At 68.7% G+C, this 25,421-nt stretch carries 23 protein-coding genes; 18 read left to right on the top strand and 5 right to left on the bottom strand.

Features of this window, described 5'->3' with window-relative positions:
* Positions 1 to 59 precede the first annotated feature (59 nt).
* The 18 genes from ACFPUZ_RS04395 to ACFPUZ_RS04305 all read left to right on the top strand — a co-directional run bounded on the left by ACFPUZ_RS04395 (position 60) and on the right by ACFPUZ_RS04305 (position 18,176).
* Positions 60 to 899: a DUF4349 domain-containing protein gene (locus tag ACFPUZ_RS04395; RefSeq protein WP_377000257.1), complete on the top strand. Its 840-nt coding sequence runs from the start codon at positions 60 to 62 to the stop codon at positions 897 to 899.
* A 22-nt stretch (positions 900 to 921) separates the two neighbouring features.
* Positions 922 to 1,578 carry a ribulose-phosphate 3-epimerase gene (gene rpe, locus ACFPUZ_RS04390; protein WP_377000255.1) on the top strand — a complete coding sequence of 219 codons (657 nt, stop codon included), beginning with the start codon at positions 922 to 924 and terminating at the stop codon, positions 1,576 to 1,578.
* Positions 1,579 to 2,568, top strand: coding sequence for a bifunctional diaminohydroxyphosphoribosylaminopyrimidine deaminase/5-amino-6-(5-phosphoribosylamino)uracil reductase RibD (gene ribD, locus ACFPUZ_RS04385; RefSeq protein ID WP_377000253.1), 990 nt, complete (start codon positions 1,579 to 1,581; stop codon positions 2,566 to 2,568).
* 6 nt (positions 2,569 to 2,574) lie between these two features.
* On the top strand, positions 2,575 to 3,195 hold the full coding sequence (locus ACFPUZ_RS04380; RefSeq protein WP_377000251.1) for a riboflavin synthase: 621 nt from the start codon (positions 2,575 to 2,577) through the stop codon (positions 3,193 to 3,195).
* A 20-nt stretch (positions 3,196 to 3,215) separates the two neighbouring features.
* On the top strand, positions 3,216 to 4,478 hold the full coding sequence (locus tag ACFPUZ_RS04375) for a bifunctional 3,4-dihydroxy-2-butanone-4-phosphate synthase/GTP cyclohydrolase II (RefSeq protein WP_377000328.1): 1,263 nt from the start codon (positions 3,216 to 3,218) through the stop codon (positions 4,476 to 4,478).
* Positions 4,475 to 4,960 carry a 6,7-dimethyl-8-ribityllumazine synthase gene (ribH, locus tag ACFPUZ_RS04370; protein ID WP_377000249.1) on the top strand — a complete coding sequence of 162 codons (486 nt, stop codon included), beginning with the start codon at positions 4,475 to 4,477 and terminating at the stop codon, positions 4,958 to 4,960. Before ACFPUZ_RS04375 ends, ribH begins: the two co-directional genes overlap by 4 nt.
* A 1-nt stretch (position 4,961) precedes the next feature.
* Positions 4,962 to 5,501, top strand: coding sequence for a PH domain-containing protein (locus ACFPUZ_RS04365; protein ID WP_377000326.1), 540 nt, complete (start codon positions 4,962 to 4,964; stop codon positions 5,499 to 5,501).
* Position 5,502: 1 nt separating this feature from the next.
* On the top strand, positions 5,503 to 7,536 hold the full coding sequence (gene uvrC / locus ACFPUZ_RS04360) for an excinuclease ABC subunit UvrC (protein WP_377000247.1): 2,034 nt from the start codon (positions 5,503 to 5,505) through the stop codon (positions 7,534 to 7,536).
* Positions 7,533 to 8,414 carry an RNase adapter RapZ gene (gene rapZ, locus ACFPUZ_RS04355; protein WP_377000245.1) on the top strand — a complete coding sequence of 294 codons (882 nt, stop codon included), beginning with the start codon at positions 7,533 to 7,535 and terminating at the stop codon, positions 8,412 to 8,414. The genes uvrC and rapZ overlap by 4 nt, the downstream gene beginning before the upstream one ends.
* Positions 8,415 to 8,433: 19 nt before the next feature.
* Positions 8,434 to 9,393, top strand: coding sequence for a gluconeogenesis factor YvcK family protein (locus ACFPUZ_RS04350; protein ID WP_377000243.1), 960 nt, complete (start codon positions 8,434 to 8,436; stop codon positions 9,391 to 9,393).
* Between the two features lie 55 nt (positions 9,394 to 9,448).
* Positions 9,449 to 10,426 carry a DNA-binding protein WhiA gene (gene whiA / locus ACFPUZ_RS04345; protein WP_377000324.1) on the top strand — a complete coding sequence of 326 codons (978 nt, stop codon included), beginning with the start codon at positions 9,449 to 9,451 and terminating at the stop codon, positions 10,424 to 10,426.
* A gap of 266 nt (positions 10,427 to 10,692) precedes the next feature.
* The gene (gene gap, locus ACFPUZ_RS04340) at positions 10,693 to 11,697 is read left to right on the top strand and encodes a type I glyceraldehyde-3-phosphate dehydrogenase (protein WP_377000241.1); all 1,005 of its coding nucleotides are present in this window, start codon (positions 10,693 to 10,695) and stop codon (positions 11,695 to 11,697) included.
* 144 nt (positions 11,698 to 11,841) lie between these two features.
* The gene (gene pgk, locus ACFPUZ_RS04335) at positions 11,842 to 13,059 is read left to right on the top strand and encodes a phosphoglycerate kinase (RefSeq protein ID WP_377000239.1); all 1,218 of its coding nucleotides are present in this window, start codon (positions 11,842 to 11,844) and stop codon (positions 13,057 to 13,059) included.
* A 32-nt stretch (positions 13,060 to 13,091) separates the two neighbouring features.
* The gene (gene tpiA / locus ACFPUZ_RS04330; protein WP_377000237.1) at positions 13,092 to 13,871 is read left to right on the top strand and encodes a triose-phosphate isomerase; all 780 of its coding nucleotides are present in this window, start codon (positions 13,092 to 13,094) and stop codon (positions 13,869 to 13,871) included.
* A 190-nt stretch (positions 13,872 to 14,061) separates the two neighbouring features.
* A complete protein-coding gene (gene ppc, locus ACFPUZ_RS04325; protein WP_377000235.1) occupies positions 14,062 to 16,833 on the top strand; it encodes a phosphoenolpyruvate carboxylase in 2,772 nt (923 codons plus the stop codon).
* Positions 16,834 to 16,854: 21 nt separating this feature from the next.
* A complete protein-coding gene (gene secG, locus ACFPUZ_RS04320; RefSeq protein ID WP_377000233.1) occupies positions 16,855 to 17,091 on the top strand; it encodes a preprotein translocase subunit SecG in 237 nt (78 codons plus the stop codon).
* A 225-nt stretch (positions 17,092 to 17,316) separates the two neighbouring features.
* Positions 17,317 to 17,655: a pyridoxamine 5'-phosphate oxidase family protein gene (locus tag ACFPUZ_RS13225; RefSeq protein WP_465251485.1), complete on the top strand. Its 339-nt coding sequence runs from the start codon at positions 17,317 to 17,319 to the stop codon at positions 17,653 to 17,655.
* Between the two features lie 170 nt (positions 17,656 to 17,825).
* Positions 17,826 to 18,176, top strand: coding sequence for a hypothetical protein (locus ACFPUZ_RS04305; protein ID WP_377000231.1), 351 nt, complete (start codon positions 17,826 to 17,828; stop codon positions 18,174 to 18,176).
* A 691-nt stretch (positions 18,177 to 18,867) separates the two neighbouring features.
* Here ACFPUZ_RS04305 and pgl read toward each other — a convergent pair.
* The 5 genes from pgl to tkt are packed head-to-tail and all read right to left on the bottom strand — an operon-like array spanning position 18,868 to position 25,309.
* The gene (pgl, locus tag ACFPUZ_RS04300; RefSeq protein ID WP_377000229.1) at positions 18,868 to 19,602 is read right to left on the bottom strand and encodes a 6-phosphogluconolactonase; all 735 of its coding nucleotides are present in this window, start codon (positions 19,600 to 19,602) and stop codon (positions 18,868 to 18,870) included.
* Complete coding sequence (locus ACFPUZ_RS04295; RefSeq protein WP_377000228.1) at positions 19,580 to 20,530, bottom strand: glucose-6-phosphate dehydrogenase assembly protein OpcA; 951 nt, start codon at positions 20,528 to 20,530, stop codon at positions 19,580 to 19,582. The genes pgl and ACFPUZ_RS04295 overlap by 23 nt, the downstream gene beginning before the upstream one ends.
* 16 nt (positions 20,531 to 20,546) lie before the next feature.
* Positions 20,547 to 22,091 (bottom strand): glucose-6-phosphate dehydrogenase, encoded by a 1,545-nt coding sequence (zwf, locus tag ACFPUZ_RS04290; protein ID WP_377000226.1) that lies wholly within the window; start codon positions 22,089 to 22,091, stop codon positions 20,547 to 20,549.
* A 27-nt stretch (positions 22,092 to 22,118) separates the two neighbouring features.
* Positions 22,119 to 23,198 carry a transaldolase gene (gene tal / locus ACFPUZ_RS04285; protein WP_377000224.1) on the bottom strand — a complete coding sequence of 360 codons (1,080 nt, stop codon included), beginning with the start codon at positions 23,196 to 23,198 and terminating at the stop codon, positions 22,119 to 22,121.
* 11 nt (positions 23,199 to 23,209) lie between these two features.
* Entirely contained in the window at positions 23,210 to 25,309 is a 2,100-nt protein-coding gene (tkt, locus tag ACFPUZ_RS04280; RefSeq protein WP_377000222.1) for a transketolase, read from the bottom strand.
* Positions 25,310 to 25,421: the final 112 nt, after the last annotated feature.

Genomic DNA, 25,421 nt, shown 5'->3' with positions numbered 1-25,421 from the left:
CCCGTGGCCGCCCACTCGACTAAGCTCACAAGGTTGCCGGTGCGCTATAGAGTGGGGGCATGAACGCGCTGAGAACGCTTCTCCTGACTGCCGTGCTGGCGATGTTCCTCAGCGCCTGCGGCACCGACTCCTGGAACGACGTGGAGATCTACCCGGAGGACCGGGCCGTCGAACACGCCGTGCCTGCTGTGCCGGCTGAACCGGCTGGGCTGGGGGAGGGCGGGGCGTCGATAAGCAGCGATGTCATCACGACCGGTACCGCCTCCGTGCGGACCGGGGAGCCGGAGTCCGCAGCTGCGGACTTGGCGGCTGACGTCCGGGCGGCGGGCGGGAGGGTCGAGTTCTCCGAAACGAGCACCCGCGGCGAGCAACCTCGCGCGGAGGTGACAGTGCGCCTGCCGGCGGAGAAGTACGAGTCCTTCGTCGGCACGCTGGGGGAGTACGGGGAGGTGATCGCGCAGTCGACGCAGGCGGCGGACGTGACGCAGCAGCGCGTCGACCTGCAGGCCCGCCAGGCGGCTCTGCAGGCGTCCATTGACCGGCTGACGGAACTGATGACGGGGGCCGCGAACGTCGATGACCTACTGCGCGCGGAGGAGATGCTCACCCAGCGGCAGGCGGACCTCGATGCGCTCACCGCGCAGCTGGAGCAGCTGCAGGATCAGGTGGGCATGTCGACGCTGAGCGTCACGTTCACCGTCGACGACGACGGCTATCAGCCGCCCGGTGTCTTCGAGCGGATGTGGCAGGCATTCGTCTCCTCGCTGGAGACGATGGTCATCGTGCTCGTCGGGCTCCTGCCGTGGCTGGTGGTGCTCGGCCTCCTGGCGGCGGTGGTCAGCGCGGTGATCCGGCGGCGGAGGGCGCGGAGATCTGTCGTGGTCGAAGAGCGGGACTGAGCAGCCGCGTACACTCATTGCCATGGCATCTCCGATCATCGCACCCAGTATTCTCGCGGCTGATTTCTCGCAGCTCGGCGAGGAGGTCCGCGCCGTGAGCAACGCGGACTGGATCCACGTGGACATCATGGACGGGCATTTCGTCCCGAACCTCTCCTTCGGACCGGACATCACGAAGACGGTCAACGGGATCACCGACCAGCACCTGGACGTGCACCTCATGATCGAGAACCCGGAGGACTGGGTCGACCAGTACATCGACGCCGGCGCCGACTGCGTCATCTTCCACGTTGAGGCGACCGCTGACCACGTCGCCCTGGCCAAGCACCTCAGGGCGAAGGGCGTCAAGGCCGGATTCTCCCTCAAGCCGGGGACCCCGATCGAGCCTTACCTCGCCGACCTGCGCTTCTTCGACCTGGTCCTGGTCATGTCGGTCGAGCCGGGCTTCGGTGGGCAGTCGTTCATGCCGGATCAGCTGGAGAAGGTCCGCACCCTGCGCGAGGCCATCGACAACAACCGGTTGACCACCCTCATTGAGATCGACGGCGGCATCTCCGAGCACACCATCGCCCAGGCCGCCGAGGCCGGGTGCGATGCCTTCGTGGCCGGCTCCGCGGTGTACGGCAAGGAGGACCCGGCGGCGGCCGTCGAGAACCTGCGCCGCCTGGCCACCATCTAAATGGACGACATCGGCGCGGCGCTGGCCGTCGCGATCAGCCGGGGCGAGGAAGCGCGCGGACACACCAGCCCCAACCCGCCCGTCGGCGCCGCCATTCTCGACCGCCACGGCGAGCTCGTCGGCCAGGGGGAGACCCAACCCGCCGGGGGAGCGCACGCCGAGATCAGGGCACTGCGCGAGGCCGGCGAGCGCGCGGAGGGCGGCACCGCCGTGGTCACCCTCGAGCCCTGCAACCATAAAGGCCGCACCGGCCCCTGCTCGCAGGCGCTTCTCGACGCCGGCATCGACACCGTCTACTACTGCCAGCCGGACCCCAATCCGCTGGCCACCGGCGGCGGCGCCTTCCTGCGGGACAACGGCGTCAACGCCGAGTGCCTCGACGTGGAAGTGGAGGCGCTCATCCCGTGGCTGACCTCGGTGCGCCGCAACCGGCCCTCGGTGACGCTGAAATTCGCGCAGACCCTCGACGGTTTCACCGCCGCGCTCGACGGCTCTAGCCAGTGGATCACCGGGGAGCAGGCGCGGCGGCACGTGCACGTCGACCGCGCGCGGCGCGACGCGATCATCGTCGGCACCGGCACCGCCATCGCCGACAACCCCTCGCTCACCGCCCGCGACGGCACCCGGGAGCTGCCGACCCAACCGCGGCGCGTGGTCATCGGGGGCCGCTCCCTGGCCGGACACGCCGCCAACCTGCACCGACTCGGCTTCGAGCAGTACCGGGGAATTCCCGACGCCCTGTGGCAGTTGTGGGATTCAGGTGCCCGTGACGTTCTCGTCGAGGGCGGCGCGCAGCTCGCCTCCGGTTTCCTGGAGGCGGGACTCGTCGACCACATCCAGGCCTACCTCGCCCCGGCGTTGCTCGGGCAGGGGCGTGGGGTGCTCAGCGAGGCCGTCGGCCTGAGCATCGACGACGCCGCCCGCTTCCGCACCCGCACCGTCACCCGCTTCGGCGATGACGTGCTACTTGAGTTGACCCGAAAGGACTGAAGAAACGTGTTCACAGGACTGGTGGAGGAGATCGGCAGTGTCGATAATCTGGAGCCGCAGGGGGACGCCCTGCGGCTGACCATCGGGGCCAGCAAGGTGCTCAGCGACGCCTCCTTCGGGGACTCCATCTCCGTCAACGGGGTGTGCCTCACCGTCGTCGAGCACTCGGACAGTTACTTCACCGCAGACGTCATGCAGGAATCCCTCGACCGCACCGGGCTGGGTCAGCTTACGGTCGGCTCCCGGGTCAACCTGGAACGCGCCCTGGCCGCCGGGGCACGCCTCGGCGGGCACATCATGCAGGGCCACGTCGACGGGACCTCCCGGCTCCTGCACCGCCAGCGCTCGGAGAACTGGGATGTCCTGCGCTTCTCCCTCGCGCCCGAGCTGGCGCGCTACGTGGTGGAGAAGGGTTCCATCGCCGTCAACGGCACCTCGCTCACCGTCTCCGCGGTGGGGGAGGACTTCTTCGAGGTCTCGCTCATCCCCACCACTCTGGCGGAGACGACCCACGGGGAGCTGGCCGAGGGCGAGGTGGTCAACATCGAGGTCGACGTGTTGGCCAAGTACGTGGAGAAGATGCTCGGAGACCGGGCCGACGGCGGATCCGCCTCCCCGGAACGCTAAGGTAGACACCCGTGAATGATGTGACTGTAGACTCCGACCGCCTGCGCCTCGATCCGGTCGAGGACGCCATCGCCGCGATCGCCGCCGGCCGGATGGTCGTCGTCGTGGACGACGAGGACCGCGAGAACGAGGGAGACCTCATTTTCGCCGCGGAACTGGCCACCCCGGAACTGGTGGCCTTCATGGTCCGCTACAGCTCCGGTTACATCTGCGCCCCGCTGACCAATGCGGACTGTGACCGCCTCGACCTGCCGCCCATGGTGGCCCAGAACGAGGACGCCCGGCACACCGCCTACACCGTCACCGTCGACGCGAACACCGGCACCACCGGCATCTCTGCCACCTCCCGCTGCGAGACCATCCAGCGTCTGGCAGACCCGTCGACCACCCGCCATGACTTCACCCGCCCCGGGCACGTCGTGCCGCTGCGCGCCGTCGAAGGGGGAGTGCTGGCCCGCGACGGACACACCGAGGCGGCGGTGGATCTGGCGCGCCTGGCGGGGCTGCGTCCGGCGGGCGTGCTCTGCGAGATCGTCTCCGAGGACGACCCCACCGACATGGCCCGCGGCCCGGAGCTGCGCCGCTTCGCCGACGAGCACGGGCTGACGATGATCTCCATCGAGCAGCTCATCGACTACCGCCGTCGCACCGAATCCCAGGTGGAGCGCCTCGCGGAGACGCGCCTGCCCACCGAGTTCGGTGATTTCACCGCCCACGGCTACCGGCACCTGGTGGGCGGCACCGAGTTCGTCGCCCTCACCGTCGGCGACGTCCGCGGGCAGGACGTCCTCGTCCGCGTCCACTCCGAGTGCCTCACCGGCGACGTCTTCGCCTCCCGCCGCTGCGACTGCGGTCCCCAGCTGCACGAGTCCATGCGCATGGTCCAGGAGGCGGGCCGCGGCGTGATCATCTACCTGCGGGGACACGAGGGCCGCGGGATCGGCCTCATGGCCAAGCTGGAGGCCTACCGCCTGCAGGATCTCGGCCTGGACACCGTCGACGCCAACCTCGAGCAGGGCCTGCCCGCGGACGCCCGCGAGTACTCCGCGGCCGGCCAGATCCTCCGGGACCTCGGCGTCGAGTCCCTCTCCCTGCTCACCAACAACCCCACCAAGTGCGCGGCGCTGGCGGGCTATGGTGTGGACATCACCGGGCGGACCTCCATCCCGGTGGAACCCAACGAGGACAACATCCGCTATCTGCGCACCAAGCGGGACCGCATGGGCCATGACCTGCCCTCCGTGGACTCCTGGGAGCGCACCCACGAAGGAGCAGACAAGTGAGCAAGGAAGGCCTGCCGGTCCTCGAGGACACCCTCGACGCCTCCGGACTGCGCGTCGCGGTGGTCACCGCCCGGTGGAACACGGAGATCTGTGAGCAAATGCGCACCAACGCGGTGGCGGCGGCGCGTGCGGCGGGCGTCGAGACGCTCTCCGAGGCGCACGTCATGGGGGCTCTGGAGCTGCCGGTCGTCGTCCAGGAATTCGCCCGCACCCACGACGCGGTCGTCGCGCTGGGCTGCGTCATCCGGGGTGGTACCCCGCACTTCGACTACGTCTGCGATTCCGTCACCGATGGCCTCACGCGCATCGCGCTGGATGAGTCCACGCCGATCGGCAACGGCGTGCTCACCACGAACGACGAACAGCAGGCCCGGGACCGCGCCGGTTTCGCGCACTCGGTGGAGGACAAGGGGGCGGAGGCCATGGTCGCGGCCCTCGACGCCGCCCTCACCCTGCGTCGACTGCGCGGGCGGGAGGGTTAGACTGTTGAACGTGAGTGACAACAACACGTCCCGGAAGCTCAGCGACGAGGAGTTGGCCTACTACGCCGCCCTCGACCCCCACGCGATGACCTCCACGAAGCCCTGGCAGCTGGAGGTGCGTTCCCCCTCCCTCAAGCGGCTGGCGTGGATCTGCATCGCGGTGATCATGGCCGTGCACCTGTTCATGGGCTACTTCCTCGACCTGGAGTTCACCGGCGCCACCGTCTCCTTCCTCGATCAGCTGGCGTTCCCAATGGTCGGCGTGGTCATCTCGGTGCTGGCGTACCTGGCGTTCACACGTCCGCGCGTGCGGGTCAACGAGGACGGGGTGGAGATCCGCAACATCGTGGGCACCCGCTTCTACCCGTGGTCCGTCGCCTACGGCCTCTTCTTCCCGCAGGGCGCCCGCATGGCCCGCCTGGAGCTGCCCGAGTTCGAGTACGTGCCCATGTGGGCGATGCAGGCCAGCGACGGCCCGGCCGTGGTCCGCGCGGTCTCGCAGTTCCGTGAGCTCGAGGCCCAGTACATGCCGCAGGACTGACATGGCTGATCCCAGCACGTACCGCCCGGCCCCGGGGAGCATCCCCACGGAGCCGGGCGTCTACCGTTTCCGCGACGAGAACCGCCGCGTCATCTACGTCGGCAAGGCCAACAGCCTCCGCGCCCGGCTGGCCAACTACTTCCAGGACGTCACCACCCTCCACCCGCGCACGCGGCAGATGGTGTTCAGCGCCGCCTCCGTCGAATGGACGGTGGTCAGCTCCGAGGTGGAGGCCCTGCAGCTGGAGTACACGTGGATCAAGCGTTATGATCCCCGCTTCAACGTCAAGTACCGCGACGACAAGACCTACCCGCTGCTGGCCGTCTCCACGGGCGAGACCATCCCGCGGGCCTTCTTCTACCGGGGCCCGCGCCGCCGCGGGGTGCGCTATTTCGGCCCCTACTCCCACGCGTGGGCGGTGCGGGAGACCCTCGACCTGCTCACCCGCGTGTTCCCGGTCCGCACCTGCTCGAAGGGGGTGTACAACCGCCACGAGAAGCTGGGGCGCCCCTGCCTGCTGGGATACATCGACAAGTGCTCCGCCCCGTGCGTCGGCCGGGTGAGCGCGGAGGAGCACCGCGACATCGTCGACGGCTTCGTCTCCTTCATGGCCGGGCACACCGATCAGGTCGTCCGCCAGCTCACCCGCGAGATGGAGCAGGCGGCCGAGGAGCTGGAGTTCGAAAGAGCCGCCCGGCTGCGCGATGACCTGGGGGCGATCACCAAGGTGATGGAGCAGCAGGCCGTCGTCCTCGGCGACGCCACCGACGCGGACCTCATCGCCGTCGCCTCCGATGAGCTCGAGGCCGCCGTCCAGATCTTCCACGTCCGCGGCGGGCGCATCCGCGGCCAGCGCGGCTGGGTGGTCGAGCGCACCGAGGAACCCCTCGAGGCCCTCATGCAGGACTTCCTCATCCAGTTCTATTCCGACGCCGTCGAGCGCGCGCTTATCGACGCCGCCGACGACGCCGCCACCGTCCATCGCCGGGGCGTCGACCAGCTCTCCTCGCGCCCGCCGAAGCCGGGGGCCGTCGTCCCGCGCGAGATCCTCGTCCAGTACCTGCCGGAGGAGACCGCCGAGGTGGAGGAGCTGCTCGGCGAACTGCGCGGGTCGCGGGTGGACCTGCGCATCCCGCAGCGCGGCGACAAGCGCGCGCTCATGGAGACCGTCGACCGCAACGCCCGGGAGGCCCTGCGCCAGCACAAGCTGCGGCGCGTCGGGGACCTCACCGCGCGTTCGGCGGCGTTGCAGGACATCCAGGAGGTTCTCGGGCTGGAGGAGGCGCCGCTGCGCATCGAGTGCACCGACATCTCCCACATCCAGGGCACGGACGTGGTGGCCTCCCTCGTCGTCTTCGAGGACGGCCTGCCCCGCAAGTCGGACTACCGCCGCTACCGGGTGAAGGAGGCCGCCGGGGGCGGGCACTCCGACGACGTCGCCTCCATCGCCGAGATCACCCGTCGCCGATTCCTGCGCCACAACCAGGACAAGCTGGCCGTCCCCGATGAGGAATCCGAGGCGCAGACCTTCGAGGACGAGCGCATCGAGGAGTTCAGCACCGACGCCCGACGCTTCGCCTACCCGCCGAACCTCTTCATCGTCGACGGGGGCCTGCCACAGGTCAACGCCGCGCAGAAGGTTTTCGACGAGCTCGGCATCGTCGACGTCACCCTGATCGGCCTGGCCAAGCGCCTCGAGGAGATCTGGGTGCCGGGCGAGTCCGATCCGCTCATCCTGCCGCGTTCCGCCCCGGGGCTGTTCCTTCTGCAGCAGATACGCGACGAGGCCCACCGCTTCGCCATCACCTACCACCGCCAGCAGCGCTCGAAGCGGATGCGGGTCTCCGAGCTGGACGGCGTCCCCGGCCTGGGGGCCGCCCGCCGCACGGAGCTGGTCCGGCACTTCGGTTCCGTGAAGAAGCTCCGCGCCGCCACCCGGGCCGAGATCGCCGAGGTCAAGGGCTTCGGCCCGAAACTGGCGGCCGCGGTGTTCGCCCACCTGCATCCCGACGCCCGCGATAGTATGGCCCCATGACCACCCCACCCCGCTTCTCGACGCCCCCCGTGCTCATCACCGGCATGTCCGGCGGCGGATTAAGTTCCGCGGCGAAGGTGCTGGAGGACAAGGGCTTCTTCGTCGCCCAGAACCTGCCGCCGACACTCATCGCCCCCTTCCTCGAGCAGTCGCTGGCGCAGGAGCCGCCGGTGGACAAGGTGGCCTTCCTCACCGACGTGCGCACCCGTTCCTTCGGCGGCTCGCTCGCGGAGGTGCTGCGGGATCTGGGGGAGCGGGACATGAGCCCCACGGTGCTGTTCATGGACGCCCGCGATGACGTCCTCATCCGCCGTTTCGACAGCGTGCGCCGCACCCACCCGCTGCAGGACCAGGACACCCTCCAGGTGGGCATCGACCGGGAGCGGGACATCACCAACCCCATCAAGGAGATGGCGGACATCATCATCGACACCTCCAGCCTGTCGGTGCATGACCTCCGCCGCGCCATCGAGGCCTCCTTCGGCACCATGGCGCACAACCGCCAGCACGTGACCATCGAGTCCTTCGGATTCAAGAACGGCGCCCCCCGCGACGCCGACCTCATGGTGGATGTCCGCTTCCTGCCCAACCCTTTCTGGGTCCCGGAGCTGCGCGGCTTCCGCGGCACCGACGAGCCGGTGAGCGACTATGTCCTCAGCCGCGACGGTGCGGGGGAGTTCATCGACCGTTTCGTGTCCATGTTCGAGTCGATGCTCGCCGGCTACCGCCACGAGGGCAAGAACTTCATCACCGTCGCCGTCGGCTGCACCGGCGGACACCACCGTTCCGTCGCCGTCTCCGAGGAACTCGGACGACGCCTGTCCGAGCTCGGTGACCTGGACGTCAACGTCATGCACCGCGACATCGCCACCAGCTGACCCTCCCTGGAGACTTCTCATGCACATCACTTCTCTGGGAGGCGGCCACGGCCTCTATCAGACCCTCGTCGCTGCCCGCCTGAGCGAACCGAGCTCCATTACCGCGGTGGTCACCGTCGCCGATGACGGCGGCTCCTCCGGCCGCCTCCGGCGGGAGATGGAGATCATCCCGCCCGGTGACCTGCGCATGGCGCTCGCCGCGCTGGCCCGCGATGACGCAGAAGGGCAGCTGTGGGCCCAGACCCTGCAGCACCGATTCGGCGGCACCGGGGCCCTCGCCGGACACGCCGTGGGCAACCTCCTCATCGCCGGCCTGTCCCGGGTCCTCGGCAGCGAGCAGGCCGCCCTGGACAAGGTCGCCGAGCTCACCCGTTCCCACGGGCGGGTGGTGCCGGTGTGCACCCAGCCCCTCGACATCGAGGCCGAGGTCGCCGGGCTGGACGACGACCCCCGCGTCATCCGCCCCGTCCGCGGCCAGGTCGCCGTGGCGACGACGCCCGGCACCGTCCGCCGGGTCCGGCTCATCCCTGAGCAGCCGGAGCCCAGCCCGGTGGCCGTCGCGGCCATCCGCAACGCCTCCCTGGTCACCCTCGGCCCGGGGTCCTGGTTCTCTTCTGTCATCCCGCACCTGCTGGTCCCCGGGATCGTCGACGCGCTCAACGGGACCGCCGCCCTCAAGGTGGTGGTGCTCAACCTCTCCGCCGAGCTGGGGGAGACCCACGGCTTCTCCTCCGAGCGGCACATCCACATGCTCACCCAGCACGCGCCTTCCCTGCAGATCGACCGGGTGCTCGTCGACTCCGACACCATCCGCACCACCGCGGAACGCTCCTTCGTGGCGCGTGCCGCCGCCGGCCTGGGGGCCGAGGTGGTCTACGCGGATCTGCGCACCGTCGACGCCGACGGCACCCCCACCAACATCCACGACCCCTCGAAGCTCTCCGCGGCCCTGACGTCGCTGTTCCGTGCCGCCGTCTAGACTGGATCGGACCTTCGATGACGGTGACGAGAGAAAGGCGGTCCAGGACGTGGCGCTGACAGCAAGAGTCAAGGAAGAACTCACGCGGGTGGCGGTGAGTCGGCAGTCGGCGCGCGCCGCGGAAACCGCCGCGCTGCTGCGTTTTTCCGGGCTGATGCACATCGTCGCCGGTCGCCTGGTCCTCGAGGCGGAGCTCGATTCCGCCGACGTCGCCCGCCGCCTGGCTGATTCCCTCCGGGAGCTCTACGGCGTGACGGTGCACGAGCACACGATCAGCCCGGGCGGGGCGTCGAAAAGCACGCGCCACCTGCTGCGCGTCACGGACGGCACCGAGGACCTGGCGCGGCGCCTCGGCCTGGTCACGCGCTCCGGGCACCCGGTGGTCGGCCTGCCGCCGCAGGTGATCAGCGGCACCATCGCCGACAACGAGGCCGCCTGGCGCGGGGCCTTCCTGGCGCAGGGCTCGCTTACCGAGCCCGGGCGCTCCGCCGCGCTGGAAGTCACCTGCCCCTGCCAGGAGGCCGCGTTGGCGCTGGTCGGCGCAGCCCGCCGCCTGGGAATCTCGGCGAAGACGCGGGAGACGCGGGGCGCGGACCGCGTCATCATCCGCGACGGCGAGGCCATCGGATCCCTGCTCACCCGCATGGGCGCCCAGCAGATCCGGCTCGAGTGGGAGGACAAGCGCCTGCGCCGGGAGGTCCGCTCCACGGCAAACCGCCTGGCCAACTTCGACGACGCCAACCTCCGCCGCTCCGCCCGCGCGGCGGTGGCGGCGGCCGCCCGCGTCGAACGCGCCATGCAGATCCTCGGCGACGACGTGCCGGAGCACCTCGCCGAGGCCGGTCAGTTGCGTGTCCAGCACCGCCAGGCCTCCCTCGAGGAGCTGGGCAGGCTCGCCGACCCGCAGATGACCAAGGACGCCGTCGCCGGCCGGATCCGCCGCCTGCTGTCCATGGCGGACAAGCGGGCCGAGGAGCTCAACATCCCCGACACCAACGAGGCGGTCACCGACGACATCCTCGACGACGCCTGAGGCCTCGCCGTCTGTTCCATTCGGGGGTGGGATGGTGATTTTCATCCCTCGGGGGAGGGGGTTCGCGGTGCGCACCGGGGGCGGTGACAACGAGTTTCGTCAAGAAAGTCCGGACAGGTGGGCGGGGGAGGCCGGGACTGCGCGTTTGACCTCTGCGGGGGCGCGGGAGTGTCGCTAAACTGGACTCCGATGGGCCGTGATCCGCAGTCATCATGACGGACAGCGCGGTCACATCCTGACGTGTACTCAATCCCGAGGAGATTATTGTGACCATCCGCGTAGGCATCAACGGCTTCGGCCGCATCGGCCGTAACTTCTACCGCGCCGTCCTGGAGCGCAGCGAGGCCATCGAGGTTGTCGCGGTCAACGACCTCACCGACAACAAGACTCTGTCGACCCTGCTGAAGTACGACTCCATCCTGGGCAAGCTGCCGGGCGAGGTCTCCTACGACGATGACTCGATCACCTACGACGGCAAGACCATCGCCGTCTCCGCCGAGCGCGACCCGAAGAACCTCGACTGGGCCGCCCACAACGTGGACATCGTCATCGAGTCCACCGGCTTCTTCACCGACGCCGAGGCAGCCAAGGCCCACGTCGAGGCCGGCGCCAAGAAGGTCATCATCTCCGCCCCGGCGAAGAACGAGGACGCCACCTTCGTCTTCGGCGTCAACCACGAGGACTACGACCCGGAGAACCACACCGTCATCTCCGCCGCGTCCTGCACCACCAACTGCCTGGCCCCGATGGCCATGGTCCTGGACGAGAAGCTCGGCATCGAGCGCGGCCTCATGACCACCATCCACGCCTACACCGGTGACCAGCGCCTGCACGACGCACCGCACTCCGACCTGCGTCGCGCCCGCGCCGCGGCCGTCAACATCGTGCCCACCTCCACCGGTGCCGCCAAGGCCGTCTCCCTGGTCCTGCCGCAGCTGAAGGGCAAGCTGGACGGCTACGCCCTGCGCGTGCCCACCATCACCGGCTCCGCCACGGACCTCACCTTCACCGCCGGCCGCGAGACCACCGTCGAGGAGGTCAACGCCTTCATCAAGGAGGCCGCCACCGGTGCCTTCGGCGAGACCCTGGCCTACACCGAGGATCCGATCGTCTCCACTGACATCATCACCGATCCGCACGGCTCCATCTTCGACGCCGGCCTGACCAAGGTCATCGGCGACCAGGTCAAGGTCGTCGCCTGGTACGACAACGAGTGGGGCTACACCTGCCAGCTCCTGCGTCTCACCGAGTTCGTCGCTGAGAAGCTCTAGCACCCCGCACCCCTCCGGCCCCACGGCTGAGACCGGGGGAGTGTGACCCTGTGGCCCGGGGTGTGCCTCGGCACACGTCGGGCCGCAGTCCTGTTCAGCCGCCCTTTTCTCCCTCTTACAGACCCTCAAGTCAAGGAGTACGCCATGACCGTGAAGACCCTGCAGGACCTGCTCGACGAAGGCGTCGACGGACGCCACATCCTCGTCCGCTCCGACTTCAACGTCCCGCTCAACGACGCCGGTGAGATCACCGACGCGGGCCGCATCACCGCCTCCCTGCCGACCCTCCAGGCGCTCGTCGACGGCGGCGCCAAGGTCATCGTCATGGCCCACCTGGGCCGCCCCAAGGGCGAGGTCAACCCCAAGTACTCCCTGGCCCCGGTCGCCGAGGCCCTCTCCGAGGCGCTCGGCCAGTACGTCGCGCTCGCTTCCGACGTCACCGGCGAGGACGCGCACGAGCGCGCCAACGGCCTGACCGAGGGCGATGTCCTCCTGCTGGAGAACGTGCGTTTCGACGCCCGCGAGACCTCCAAGGACGAGGCCGAGCGCGGCGCCTTCGCCGATGAGCTCGCCGCCCTCGCCGCCGACAACGGCGCCTTCGTCTCCGACGGCTTCGGCGTGGTCCACCGCGCCCAGGCCTCCGTCTTCGACGTGGCCAAGCGCCTCCCGGCCTACGCGGGCACCCTGGTGGAGAAGGAGATCTCCGTCCTGGAGAAGACCGCCACCAACCCCGAGTCCCCGTACGTCGTCGTCCTCGGCGGCTCCAAGGTCTCCGACAAGCTCGGCGTCATCGAGGCGCTGGCCGGCAAGGCCGACAAGATCATCATCGGCGGCGGCATGTGCTACACCTTCCTCAACGCCCAGGGCCACAACACCCAGAAGTCGCTGCTGCAGGAGGAGATGATCGACACCTGCCGTGACCTCCTCGAGCGCTTCGGCGACAAGATCGTCCTGCCGGTTGACCTCGTCGCCGCCGCCGAGTTCTCCGCCGACTCCGAGCACAAGGTCGTCGACCTCGACGGCATCCCCGAGGGCTGGCTGTCCCCGGACATCGGCCCGGAGTCCGTGAAGAAGTTCGCCGAAGTGCTGGCCACCTCCAAGACCGTCTTCTGGAACGGCCCCATGGGTGTCTTCGAGATGGAGCCCTTCTCCAAGGGCACCGAGGGCGTGGCCCAGTCCATCATCGACGCCACCGCGAACAACGGCTCCTTCTCCGTCGTCGGTGGCGGCGACTCCGCCGCCTCCGTCCGCGTGCTCGGGCTCAACGAGGACGGCTTCTCCCACATCTCCACCGGTGGCGGCGCCTCCCTCGAGTTCCTCGAGGGCAAGGAACTCCCGGGCGTCTCCGTCCTCGACCGCTAAACCCCTCCCGACCTGAAAGGAGTGCCACCCACATGGCACGCACCCCGCTCATCGCCGGCAACTGGAAGATGAACCTGGATCACCACCAGGCCATCGCCACCGTGCAGAAGCTCGACTTCGCCCTGCCGAAGGAGTACTACGAGAAGGTCGACGTCGCCGTCACCGTCCCGTTCACCGACCTGCGTTCGGTGCAGACCCTCGTCGACGGCGACAAGCTCAAGGTCACCTACGGTGCCCAGGACGTCTCCCGCCACGAGTCGGGCGCCTACACCGGTGAGGTCTCCGCGCAGATGCTGGCCAAGCTCGGCTGCACCTGGGTCGTCGTCGGCCACTCCGAGCGTCGCGAGTACCACAACGAATCCGATGAGCTCGTCGCGGCGAAGGCCGCCGCCACGCTCAAGCACGGCATGAGCCCGATCGTCTGCGTCGGTGAGCCGCTGGAGATCCGCGAGGCCGGCACCCACGTCGACTACGTCGTGGAGCAGACCCGCGCCTCCCTGGCCGGCCTGTCCGCCGAGGACCTCGGCAACACCGTCATCGCCTACGAGCCGGTGTGGGCCATCGGTACCGGCAAGGTCGCATCCGCGGCCGACGCCCAGGAGGTGTGCGCCGCCATCCGTGGGCTCATCCGTGAGCTGGCGGGCGACGAGGTCGCCGAGGGCATGCGCATCCTCTACGGCGGTTCCGTCAAGACGGACTCCGTCGGGGAGATCGTCGGCCAGCCCGACGTCGACGGTGGTCTCGTCGGTGGCGCCTCGCTCGACGGCGAGGAGTTCGCCAAGCTGGCGGCCGCCGCGGCTGCCGCAGTCTAGATCCGCCTGTCGCTGAGACCGGTCCCGCGCACCTGGCGTGGGGCCGGTTCCGCGTTTCCGGGACATGTCCACGAATGAATGTGGCCCGCATCACCCGAATAGGGCGCGCGGGGGCGCTCGATGGGCCATGATGGACACGGTGCCTGCGTCTGCGGGCCATCGTTGAACGTTAAGCACAGGGAGATCATCCATGACCGTCCGTGATCATCTGCAGGAAGACATCCGCTACCTCGGCCGCATTCTCGGCCAGGTGATCGCGGAACAGGAGGGCGAGGAGGTGTTCAACCTCGTCGAGCACGCCCGCCAGCAGGCCTTCGAGGTGGCAAAGGGCAACGCCAGCCTCGAGGTGCTCGTCGACCTCTTCCGGGACATCGAGCCGGAGCGGGCGACCCCCGTGGTGCGCGCCTTCAGCCACTTCGCCCTCATGGCGAACCTGGCCGAGGACATTCACGATGACTTCAACCGCGAGCGCATCCTCGACGAGGGCGGGGCACCGGACTCCACCCTCGAGGCCACCTGGGCGAAGTTCGAGGAGGCGCAGGTGAGCGCGGCCGAGATCGAGCGTTCCCTGTCCGGGGCGCTCGTGGCCCCCGTGCTCACCGCCCACCCCACCGAGACGCGCCGCCGCACGGTCTTCGACGCACAGAAGCACATCACCGATCTCATGTTGCAGCGCCACGCGATCCTCGACGCCGAGGAGACGGCCCGCACCGAGGCCCGCCTCGCAGAGGTCGACCGCAACATCCGCCGCCGCATGACCATCCTCTGGCAGACCGCGCTCATCCGGCAGGCGCGCCCGCGCATCGAGGACGAGATCGAGGTCGGCCTGCGCTACTACACCCTCTCCCTGCTCAAGGAGATCCCGGCGCTCAACCGCCACGTCCACGATTCCCTCAGCGATCGTTTCGACGCCGACCTGGCGGGCACCGCCGGCCAGGCCATCGTGCGCCCGGGCTCCTGGATCGGCGGAGACCACGACGGCAACCCCTTCGTCACCGCCGCCACCCTCGACTACGCCTCGCGGCGTGCCGCGCAGACCGTCCTGCGCTACTACTCCCAGCAGCTGCACTCCCTCGAGCACGAGCTCAGCCTCTCCGACCGCATGACCTCGGTGACCGTGGAGCTCGTGGCGCTGGCCGCCCGGGGACTCAACGACGTCCCCTCGCGTGTCGACGAGCCCTACCGCCGTGCCGTCCACGGCGTGCGCGGCCGCATCCTGGCCACGACGGCCCACCTCATCGGGGAGGACGCCGTGGAGGGGACGTGGCACCGCGAGCACGAGCCCTACGCCGACCCGGCCGAGTTCGAGGCCGACCTCACCGTCATCGACACCTCGCTGCGCGCCTCCCAGGACGAGATCATCGCCGATGACCGCCTGAGCACCATCCGCGCGGCCGTGGCCTCCTTCGGTTTCCACCTGTACTCCATCGACCTGCGGCAGAACTCGGAGAGCTTCGAGAACGTCCTCACCGAGGTTTTCGCCACCGCGCACGTCCACCCCCACTACGACACGCTGGGCGAAGAGGAGAAGGTCGACCTGCTCATCCGCGAGCTGCAGACCCCGCGCCCGCTTGTCCCGCGCGGCTACCGGGGGTTCAGCGAGCCCACCCAGCGTGAGCTGGACCTCATCAGCCAGGCGGCAGAGTCCGTCGCCCGCTTCGGCGAGCAGATGATCCCGCACCAGATCATCTCCATGGCGCAGTCGGTCAGCGACATCCTCGAGCCCATGGTCCTGCTCAAGGAGGTCGGCCTCATCCGTGCCAACGGGCAGGGCCCGACCGGCAGCGTCGACATCATCCCGCTTTTCGAGACCATCGACGATCTCCAGGCCGGTGCGGGCATCCTCCGCCAGCTGTGGGATCTGCCGCTCTACCGCGCCTACCTCAAGCAGCGGGGGGACACCCAGGAGGTCATGCTGGGTTACTCCGACTCCAACAAGGACGGTGGCTATTTCGCCGCCAACTGGGCGCTGTATGACGCTGAGACCGACCTCGTCGCCACCAGCCGCGAGTACGGCGTGCGGCTGCGCCTCTTCCATGGGCGCGGCGGCACCGTCGGTCGCGGCGGCGGTCCCTCCTACGACGCGATCCTCGCGCAGCCGCAGGGTGCGGTGGACGGCTCGCTGCGTATCACCGAGCAGGGCGAGATCATCTCCGCCAAGTACGGCTCCCAGCGGGCCGCGCGCCGCAACCTGGAGGCCCTCGTCTCCGCGACGCTGGAGGCCAGCCTCCTGCGCGTCGACGACCTCGCCGACCGCGCCCGGGCCACCCAGATCATGAGCGAGCTCGCCGAGAACTCCCGCCGCAAGTACTCCGAGCTGGTCCACGAGGACCCCGGGTTCATCCCGTACTTCACCCAGTCCACCCCACTGGACGAGATCGGTGACCTCAACATCGGTTCCCGCCCCACCTCCCGCAAGCAGACCCGGGGCGTCGAGGACCTCCGCGCCATCCCCTGGGTGCTGGCCTGGTCGCAGTCGCGCGTGCTGCTGCCCGGCTGGTTCGGCGTCGGCACCGCCCTGCAGGAGTGGATCGGCGACGGCCCGGACCGCGCGGAGCGGATCGCCGAGCTGCGCGAGCTCTATGAATCCTGGCCCTTCTTCACCTCCATCATGTCGAACATGGCGCAGGTCATGTCGAAGGCCGGCATGGACCTCGCCGAGCTCTATGCCCGGCTTATCGACGACCGCGAGGTCGCCGACCGCGTCCACGAGGTCATCACCGCCGAGTTCGAGCTCACCCGCGAGATGTTCAGCACGGTCACCGGCAGCGAGGAGCTGCTGGCGGACAACCCGGCGCTGGCCCGTTCGGTGCGTCGCCGCTTCCCCTACCTGCTGCCGCTCAACATCATCCAGCTGGAGATGCTGCGCCGCCACCGCGCCGGCGACGACCGCCGGGCCGTCTCCCGAGGCATCCAGTTGACGATGAACGGACTCGCCACCGCACTGCGCAACTCCGGGTAGACCTGGTGTAGAATGTCCGTCATGACTCTTGCTCTCCAGATCGTGCTCGTGCTCACCGCTGTGCTCATGACGGTGTTCGTTCTGCTGCACAAGGGCAAGGGCGGCGGCCTCTCCAGCCTCTTCGGCGGTGGCGTGCAGTCGAACCTCTCGGGTTCGACGATCGTGGAGAAGAACCTCAATCGCTACACCATCATCATGGCCGTCATCTGGATCGCCTGCATCGTGGCGCTCAACCTCGTCCAGGCCTTCGGCGGCTAGCCTCCCGCTGCTCGACGCCCCCTGCGGGGGGCGTTTTCGCGTTTAATGGCGGCCATGGACATGTTGCGCACCCTGCCCACCCTCACGGGACGCCCGCCCAGTGAGCTTATCGACGACCCCGCGCAGGATCCCTATCCACCTTTTCCTCGATTGGATGCGTGAGGCCATCGACGCGGGCGTGCCCGAGCCGCATGCAATGACCCTGTCCACGGTGGGGAGGACGGGGTGCCCGATGCGCGGGTGCTCATCCTCAAGGGAGTCGATGCCCGCGGTTTTGCCTTCGCCTCTACCGCATCGAGTAGGAGGGGCCGCCAGCTGGCGGCGCACCCTGAGGCCGCGCTGACTTTTTGGTGGCAGCCACTGTTGCGCTCGGTGCGGATCAATGGCCGGGTGGTCGAGGCCTCGGCTGCGGAGACCGCCGCCGACCTGGCCGCCCGCAGCGCTGAGGCCCGGGAGGGTGTGGCGGAAGGGGACTGGCGCCTGTGGCGGCTGGTGCCCGAGCGGATCGAGTTCTGGCAGGGCTCAACCGACCGGCGGCACCAGCGGGTGATCAGAGAGCTGTAGAGGCGTGGTTGCGCGGGCTGGTTAACTCTTGGTCAATTCGGGAGGAACTTCCGCCGACGTGCTATTCGGAATTGCGCGGGAACGTTTAAGCTGTTGGCTGCACCGGAAGGCATCTGAGCGTCTCCCCGAAAGTGTGCCGAGTAAACAGTTTTCTTAAGATCGCAGTCAGAGTGTTGACAAGCCTTATTGCCGTGCCATCAGCGATGGCCCATTCGGTCGTTCCCATCAATTCGTCCCAAGACATCCACAACAGTATGTTGCTCAATCAAGAGGACTCGATTGAAGCCCAGGCAATTGTTGCCGATGGCCCTTCGGAATATGACATCAAGAGAGCTATCGAGGATCATCTCGATTTCTCGATTGATGACCGAGGAGTCTTCGACGACATAACCGCACAGGCTGATGGAGTCGATCCCGAGATCATCCGGATTGGCGTGATTCGAAACCACATGATCGGAGTCGGAGGTGCTGAGATAAGCCCTCAGGGGTGGCAGGCGGGTACCTGGAATTACGGTCGCTGATGTGGGCCAAACCAATGGGGGCCGGGCGAGCCAATCGACTCCCTGGACCGCGCATGCATGAACCATGATATTTGCATTCAGCAGGGTACCGCGATATGTGATTGTGATTATAGGTTCGTGCAGAACCTCCGCGTCATCAGGCCGCAGTATCCGTGGGGCACGGCGGGTCGTGCCTATCTCGAAGCGGCAATCGTAGTTGTACCGAAAACCCACGGTTGCGGCTTCTAGCACTACGCTCAACAATCACAGCTGCAGGTGATGGGCCTATCGACAGAAATCACGCCAGCAGAAAAGAGAAGCAGATCTTGCAGTCATTGAAGTCCCGCACAGCCCTCTACATCGCCTGGGTCGCACTGGCTCTTAATGTCATACTGACCTACTTAAGGGCCGTTATTCCAGCGCACGCGCTCGGTGTGGGCGTCGAAGACCCATCGCAATTCAATAGCGTGTCCGGCCCCATCATAAATGTTGTCACGGTTGGCTTTGCGCTTATCGTGGCGTTTACACAACGAAAGGTCATTCTGGGGCTCGCATCAATAGTGAGTTTCTTTTCCTTCTTTGTGATTGCTCTTTTTCACCTAGGATTGTGCCTCACCTGGCGGCACTTCTTTTGGGACGATCCCGTCAGCGACGGTTCCGGATCACTAGCTCCCTTTTGGGCTTGTCGGTTCTTGGATCCCTAAGCGAGTGATCAGAGAGCTGTAGCGGCGTTGTCCGCGAGGTAGAGGACGGTGTCGGCGGTGCCCTCGGCTCCGGCGGCGGGCCAGTCTTCGGGGTGCGCGCGGTCGACGACGGCCCGGGCGGCCTGCGCCTTGTCCTCGCCGGCGACGAGCAGCCACACCTGCTCCGCGCGGCGCACGGCCGCAAGCGTCAGGGTGACGCGCTCCGCTGGGGGCTTCGGCGAGTCGGTGACCGCGATGACGAGGCGCTTGGACTCGCGGACGGCGTCGGTGTGTGGGAAGAGGGAGTTGATGTGGCCCTCGTGGCCCATGCCGAGCAGGTGGATGTCGAAGCCCTCCGGGGCGACTTCGGTGAGGGTGGCCTCGTAGGCGCGGGCGGCGGCCTCCATGTCGCCGCCGTCGAGGCGATAGCCGTGGATGTTCGCCTCCGGGATGTCGACGTGGTTGAGCAGGGCGTCGCGTGCCTGGCCCTCGTTGGAGTCCGCGTGGTTGACGGGCACGTTGCGCTCGTCGCCGAAGAAGACGTGGACGCGGGTCCAGTCGATGCGCGGATCGGCGTCCTCGAGTTCCCGGACGCGCTCGAGCAGCCCGATACCGGCCCCGCCGCCGGTGAGCACCAGGCGGGCGACACCGTCGCCGTGCACACCGGTGCCGGTTGACTGGAGGGCCGAGACGACGTCGATAAGCGAGGTCGCGGCCTGCTCGACGAGGGTGGACAGGGTGTCAGGACGACGCAGCGTGACCATTGATTCCTTTCACGCGGGTGAGGCCGCGGAGGGCGTGGGCGTAGGCGAGATCGGGGTCGAGGTGGCGCAGCTCCTCGGAGAGGCAGTCGGCGTCGGAACGCTCGTTCATGGCCACGAGGGACTCAGGGCGGCCCGGCATGCTCACGCGGACGGTGCGGTGATCGAGGACCTCGACGGTGACGGGCCCGGAGGCGCGGTCGAAGCGGAGGGAGCGGATGGGGAAGAGGCGCTGATCGGAACCCGGATCGCACACCTCGCGGGTGACGGGCACGCCGAGGCGGTCGGCGAGCCAGCCGGCGGCGACGTCGATCTGCGGTTCGTTGGCGGGGCCGGTGAGCACGGCGGCCTCGACGTCCTCCTGCGGGTGCCGGTCGAGCGAGGAGGCGACGATGCCGCGCCACGCGGTGATCTTCGACCACACCATGTCCGAGTCGCCGGGGCCGTAGGTCGAGCGCAGGCGCGCCAGCACGGCGCGGCCTGCCGGGTGATCCGCGTTGGTGATCCGGCGCTGCGCCAGCCGACCCAGCGGATGCTCCGAGGGGTTCTCCGGGGCGGTGGTCGGCCACCAGGCGACGACCGGGGTGTCGGGCAGCAGCAGCGGGGTGACCACGGCGGCGAGGTGGTTGACCATCTCGCCGGTGATGCGCATGATGACCATCTCCGAGGCGCCGGCGTGGCCGCCGACGCGGACCTCGGCGTCGAGACGCGAGGCGGCGTCCTCCTCCCCGGTGAGCAGGACCAGCACGCGGGCGGGATGCTCGTGGGAGGCGTCGCGGGTGACGGAGATGATGTGGTCGACGTCGTCGTCGAGGGCGGCGACGACGACGAGGGTGAGCACGCGGCCGGTGGTCTGCGAGTTGTTCTCGCGGGCCTCGAGCAGGCTGGCGGCGATGTGACGGGTGTCGGTGTCCGGCAGTTCGATCTTCATGTCGGTCCTTTCGAGGTTAGGGGCGACGCCAGGAGCGGCCGGTGCGTTCCAGCATGCGGTCCGCGCTGGTGGGACCCCACGTGCCGGACTCGTACTCCTCCGGCTGGCCCTTCTCGGCCCAGAACTCGAGGATCGGGTCGAGGATGGCCCAGGACAGCTCCACCTCCTCGTTGGTGGGGAAGAGGGAGGACTCGTCGAGAAGCGCGTCGAGGATGAGCCGCTCGTAGGCCTCCGGGGAGGCCTCGGTGAAGGCCTCGGCGTAGGAGAAGTCCATGTTGACGTCGCGGACCTCCATCGCCGAGCCCGGCACCTTGGAGCCGAAGCGCATGAGGACACCCTCGTCGGGCTGGACGCGGATGACGATGGCGTTCTGCCCCAGCGAGGAGGTCTGTCCCTCGAGGAAGGGCTGGTGCGGCGCCTTCTTGAACACCAGGGCGATCTCCGTGACACGACGCCCGAGGCGCTTGCCGGTGCGCAGGTAGAAGGGCACGCCCGCCCAGCGGCGGGAGTTGATCTCCAGGGTGCAGGCGGCGTAGGTCTCGGTGGTCGACGCCGGGTCGAAGCCCTCCTCCTCCCGCAGGCCCTTGACCTTGTGGGAGCCCTGCCAGCCCGCCGCGTACTGGCCGCGCGCGGTGGTCTTGTTCAGCGGGTACACCGGGTTGGTGGCGCGCAGCACCTTGACCTTCTCGGCCTGCAGCTCCGCCGGATCGAAGGCGATGGGCTCCTCCATGGCCACCAGGGCCAGCAGCTGGAGGAGGTGATTCTGCATGACGTCGCGGGCGGCGCCGATGCCGTCGTAGTAGCCCGCGCGACCGCCCAGGCCGATGTCCTCGGCCATGGTGATCTGCACGTGGTCGACGTAGTGGGCGTTCCACAGCGGGTCGAAGAGCTGGTTGGCGAAACGCAGCGCCAGGATGTTCTGCACCGTCTCCTTACCCAGGTAGTGGTCGATGCGGAACACCGACTCCTCCGGGAAGACGGCGTTGACCACCTGGTTGAGCTCCCGGGCACTCGCCTGATCGTGGCCGAAGGGCTTCTCGATGATCACCCGTCGCCAGGACTCCTCACCCGCCTCCGCCAGGCCGGAACGCTCCAGCTGGTGGCACACGGCGGTGAAGAAGTCCGGCGGCACCGACAGGTAGAAGGCCCAGTTGCCGGACGTGCCGCGGGTGGCGTCCATCTCCGCGAGGGTGGCGGCGAGACGGTCGAAACCGTCGTCGTCGAAGTTGCCCTCGACGAAGTGCATGCCCTCCGCCAGGCGCTCCCACACGTGCTCCCGGAAACGGGTCCGGGCGCCGCTCTCCACGGCCTCGCGCACGTACTCCTCGAACTCCGGTTTCGTCCAGGAACGGCGACCGAAGCCGATGAGGGTGAAGCCGGCGGGCAGCAGCCCGCGGTTGGCCAGGTCGTAGATGGCCGGGAGCAGCTTCTTGCGCGCCAGGTCACCGGTGACGCCGAAGATGACCATGCCCGAGGGCCCGGCGATGCGGGGCAGGCGCTTGTCCTCGGGGTTGCGCAGCGGATTGACCCAGGTGTCCGGGCCGGTCACGGGCAGGGGCATGCGGTTGTCCTTTCCGACGGGCAGCTGCTAGCGCAGCTGGGATTCCATGGAGTCGAGGAGGTCGTTCCAGGCCGAGACGAACTTCTCGACGCCCTCGCGCTCCAGCACCGCGAACACGTCCTCCATGTCGATACCCACGGCCACGAGCTGCTCGAAGATCTCGTGGGCGGCGGGCTCGGCGCCGGTGAGGGTGTCACCGTGGAGGCCACCGTGCTCGAGGACGGCGTCGATCGTCGGCTCCGGCATGGTGTTGACGGTGTCGGGTCCGGCCAGCTCGGTGACGTAGAGGGTGGGGGAGTAGTCGGGGTTCTTCACACCGGTGGACGCCCACAGCGGGCGCTGCGGGTGAGCGCCCGCGGGGAGGTCCTTGGCGCCGATCTCCTGGAAGACGGCGTAGGCGCGCTGGGCGTTGGCCACGCCCGCCTTCCCGCGCAGGGCGAGGGCCTCCGGGGTGCCGATCTCCTCGAGGCGGCGGTCGACCTCGACGTCGAGACGCGAGACGAAGAAGGAGGCGACGGAGTGGATCTGCGAGACGTCGAGGCCCTTCTCCGCCGCGCGGCGGATGCCCTCGCGGTGGGCGGCGATGACCTCGCGGTAGCGGGCCACCGAGAAGATGAGGGTGACGTTGACGGAGATCCCCTCGGCCAGGGCGTCGGTGATCGCGGGCAGCGACCCCGGGGTGGCCGGGATCTTGATCATGACGTTGGGGCGGTCGACCTTGTTCCACAGCTCGCGGGCCTGCGCGATGGTGGCGTCGCGGTCCTCGGAGATACGGGGGTCGACCTCGATGGACACGCGGCCGTCGACACCGCCGGTGCGCTCGTAGATGGGCAGGAAAACGTCGCAGGCGTCGCGGACGTCGTCGATGGACATGGCGTAGACGGCCTCGTCCACGGCGGCGCCGGCGGCCTTGAGCTCGGCGATCTGCGCGTCGTAGGCGGTGCCCTTGCTCATGGCGGCGGCGAAGATCGCCGGGTTGGTGGTCACGCCGACCACAGACTTGGCCTCGATGACCTCGGCCAGGTTGCCGGAGGTGATGCGGTCACGGGAGAGGTCGTCGAGCCAGGTGGAGGTGCCCAGCGCGGCAAGCTCGTCGATGTGGGTCATGTGTGGATCCTTTACTTGCTGGCGGTGAGGGACTCGCGGGCGGCGGCGACGACGGCGTCGGCGGTGATGCCGAACTCCTCGAAGAGCTGCTGGTACGGGGCGGAGGCGCCGAAGTGCTCGAGGGAGACGTTGCGGCCGGCGGTGCCGGTGAAGCGGTGCCACGGCATGGCGATGCCCGCCTCGACGGAGACGCGCGCGGTGACGGCGGCCGGCAGGACCGACTCGATGTAGGCGGCATCCTGCTCGAGGAACCACTCCATGCAGGGCACGGAGACGACGCGGGCGGCGACGCCCTCGCCCTCGAGGGTGGCGGCGGCCGCGACGGCCAGCTGCACCTCGGAGCCGGTGGCCAGGAGGATGACGTCCGGGGTCTCCTGCGAGCCCTCGACGAGGACGTAGGCGCCGCGGCGCACACCCGCGGCGGCCTTCTCCTTGGTGCCCGCGAGGACGGGGACGTTCTGGCGGGTGAGCGCCAGGGCCTTCGGGGACTCGCGGTACTCCAGCGCGGCGGCCCAGGCCTGGGCGGTCTCGTTGGCGTCGGCCGGGCGGATGACGGACAGACCCGGGATGGCACGCAGCGCGGCGAGAATCTCCACCGGCTGGTGGGTCGGGCCGTCCTCGCCGAGGCCGATGGAGTCGTGGGTCCACACGTAGTAGACGTCGGTCTCCATGAGCGAGCCGAGGCGCACGGCGGGGCGCATGTAATCGGAGAAGATGAGGAAGGTGCCGCCGTAGGGGCGGGTCGGGCCGTGCAGGGCGATGCCGTTGAGGATCGCGCCCATGGCGTGCTCACGGATACCGAAGTGCATGTTGCGGCCGTAGGGCTCCGCGGACCACGTGTCAGTGGAGATCTCCTGCGGGCCGAAGGAGGGGCTGCCCTTGATGATGGTGTTGTTGGAACCCGCGAGGTCGGCGGAACCGCCCCACAGCTCCGGCATCTGCTCACCGAGGACCTGCAGCGCTGCCTCGGAGGCCTTGCGGGTGGCCAGGCCGGACTCGTCGGCCTCCCACTCCGGCATCGACGCGGCGAGACCCTCCGGCAGCTCGCGGGCGACGAGGCGGTCGAAGAGATGCTTGTTGTTGGGGTTGGCCTGCGCCCAGGCGTCGAACTTCTCCTGCCACGCGGCGCGCTTCTCGACGCCGCGCTCCTGCAGCTTCCGGGTGTGCGCGAGGACCTCGTCGTCGATGTGGAAGTTAACCTCCGGGTCGAAGCCGAGCACCTCCTTGGTGGCGCGGACCTCGTCCTGGCCCAGGGCGGCGCCGTGGGAGGCTCCGGTGTTCAGGGCGTTGGGCGCCGGGTAGGCGATGACCGTGCGCAGGCGGATGAAGGTCGGGCGCTCGGTGTCGGCCTTGGCGGCGACGACGGCGGCCTCGATGGCGGCGACGTCCTCGCCACCCTCGATCTCAATGGTCTGCCAGCCGTAGGCGGCGTATCGGGCGACGACATCCTCGGTGAAGGCGATCTGGGTGTCGTCCTCGATGGAGATGCGGTTGTCGTCCCAGAAGACGATGAGGTTGCCCAGCTGCTGGGTGCCCGCCAGGGAGCTGGCCTCGGCGGTGACGCCCTCCTGCAGGTCACCGTCGGAGGCGATGACGTAGATGAAGTGGTCGAAGGGGGAATCACCGGCCGGGGTCTCCGGGTCGAACAGGCCCCGCTCGCGGCGCGCCGCCATGGCCATGCCGACGGCCGAGGCCAGGCCCTGGCCCAGGGGGCCGGTGGTGATCTCCACGCCGCGGGTGTGGCCGACCTCCGGGTGACCCGGGGTCAGGGAATCCCAGGAGCGCAGCGCCTTGAGATCCTCCATCTCCAGCCCGAAACCGCCCAGGTAGAGCTGGATGTACTGGGTGAGCGAGGAGTGGCCGCAGGAGAGGACGAAACGGTCCCGGCCGACCCAGTCGGTGTCGTTCGGGTCGTGGTCGATGACCCGCTGGTAGAGGGTGTACGCCAGGGGCGCCAGGGACATGGCGGTACCCGGGTGGCCGGAGCCGCAGTTCTCCACGGCGTCAGCGGCCAGGATGCGGACGGTGTCCACGGCGCGGGTGTCGGTGTCGGTCCAGTCGGCGGGGTAACGGCGCTGCGTCAGGGCCTGCAGTTCGGGCGTCATCGTCACGGTGGGATCCTCACTTCAAGGGTTGTCTGGGCTGTGCGGGGTGGACCGGGGCCCACGTCACCTCACCACCTTAGTGACTTCTCCTCCGGCGTTGTTTCTCGGTGCACGATGT

Source organism: Corynebacterium nasicanis, from assembly GCF_042658165.1.
GTDB classification, from domain to species: Bacteria; Actinomycetota; Actinomycetes; order Mycobacteriales; family Mycobacteriaceae; genus Corynebacterium; species Corynebacterium nasicanis.
The sequence above is the reverse complement of the archived record's forward strand: the minus strand, read 5'-3'. Positions and strand labels throughout refer to the sequence as shown.

Bases quoted from the DNA above. Each gene is read 5' to 3' on its own strand.
- ACFPUZ_RS04395 (WP_377000257.1), top strand. From the start codon at position 60: ATGAACGCGCTGAGAACGCTTCTCCTGACTGCCGTGCTGGCGATGTTC.
- rpe (WP_377000255.1), top strand. From the start codon at position 922: ATGGCATCTCCGATCATCGCACCCAGTATTCTCGCGGCTGATTTCTCG.
- ribD (WP_377000253.1), top strand. From the start codon at position 1,579: ATGGACGACATCGGCGCGGCGCTGGCCGTCGCGATCAGCCGGGGCGAG.
- uvrC (WP_377000247.1), top strand. From the start codon at position 5,503: ATGGCTGATCCCAGCACGTACCGCCCGGCCCCGGGGAGCATCCCCACG.
- rapZ (WP_377000245.1), top strand. From the start codon at position 7,533: ATGACCACCCCACCCCGCTTCTCGACGCCCCCCGTGCTCATCACCGGC.
- ACFPUZ_RS04350 (WP_377000243.1), top strand. From the start codon at position 8,434: ATGCACATCACTTCTCTGGGAGGCGGCCACGGCCTCTATCAGACCCTC.
- pgk (WP_377000239.1), top strand. From the start codon at position 11,842: ATGACCGTGAAGACCCTGCAGGACCTGCTCGACGAAGGCGTCGACGGA.
- tpiA (WP_377000237.1), top strand. From the start codon at position 13,092: ATGGCACGCACCCCGCTCATCGCCGGCAACTGGAAGATGAACCTGGAT.
- ppc (WP_377000235.1), top strand. From the start codon at position 14,062: ATGACCGTCCGTGATCATCTGCAGGAAGACATCCGCTACCTCGGCCGC.
- secG (WP_377000233.1), top strand. From the start codon at position 16,855: ATGACTCTTGCTCTCCAGATCGTGCTCGTGCTCACCGCTGTGCTCATG.
- pgl (WP_377000229.1), bottom strand. From the start codon at position 19,602: ATGGTCACGCTGCGTCGTCCTGACACCCTGTCCACCCTCGTCGAGCAG.
- ACFPUZ_RS04295 (WP_377000228.1), bottom strand. From the start codon at position 20,530: ATGAAGATCGAACTGCCGGACACCGACACCCGTCACATCGCCGCCAGC.
- zwf (WP_377000226.1), bottom strand. From the start codon at position 22,091: ATGCCCCTGCCCGTGACCGGCCCGGACACCTGGGTCAATCCGCTGCGC.
- tal (WP_377000224.1), bottom strand. From the start codon at position 23,198: ATGACCCACATCGACGAGCTTGCCGCGCTGGGCACCTCCACCTGGCTC.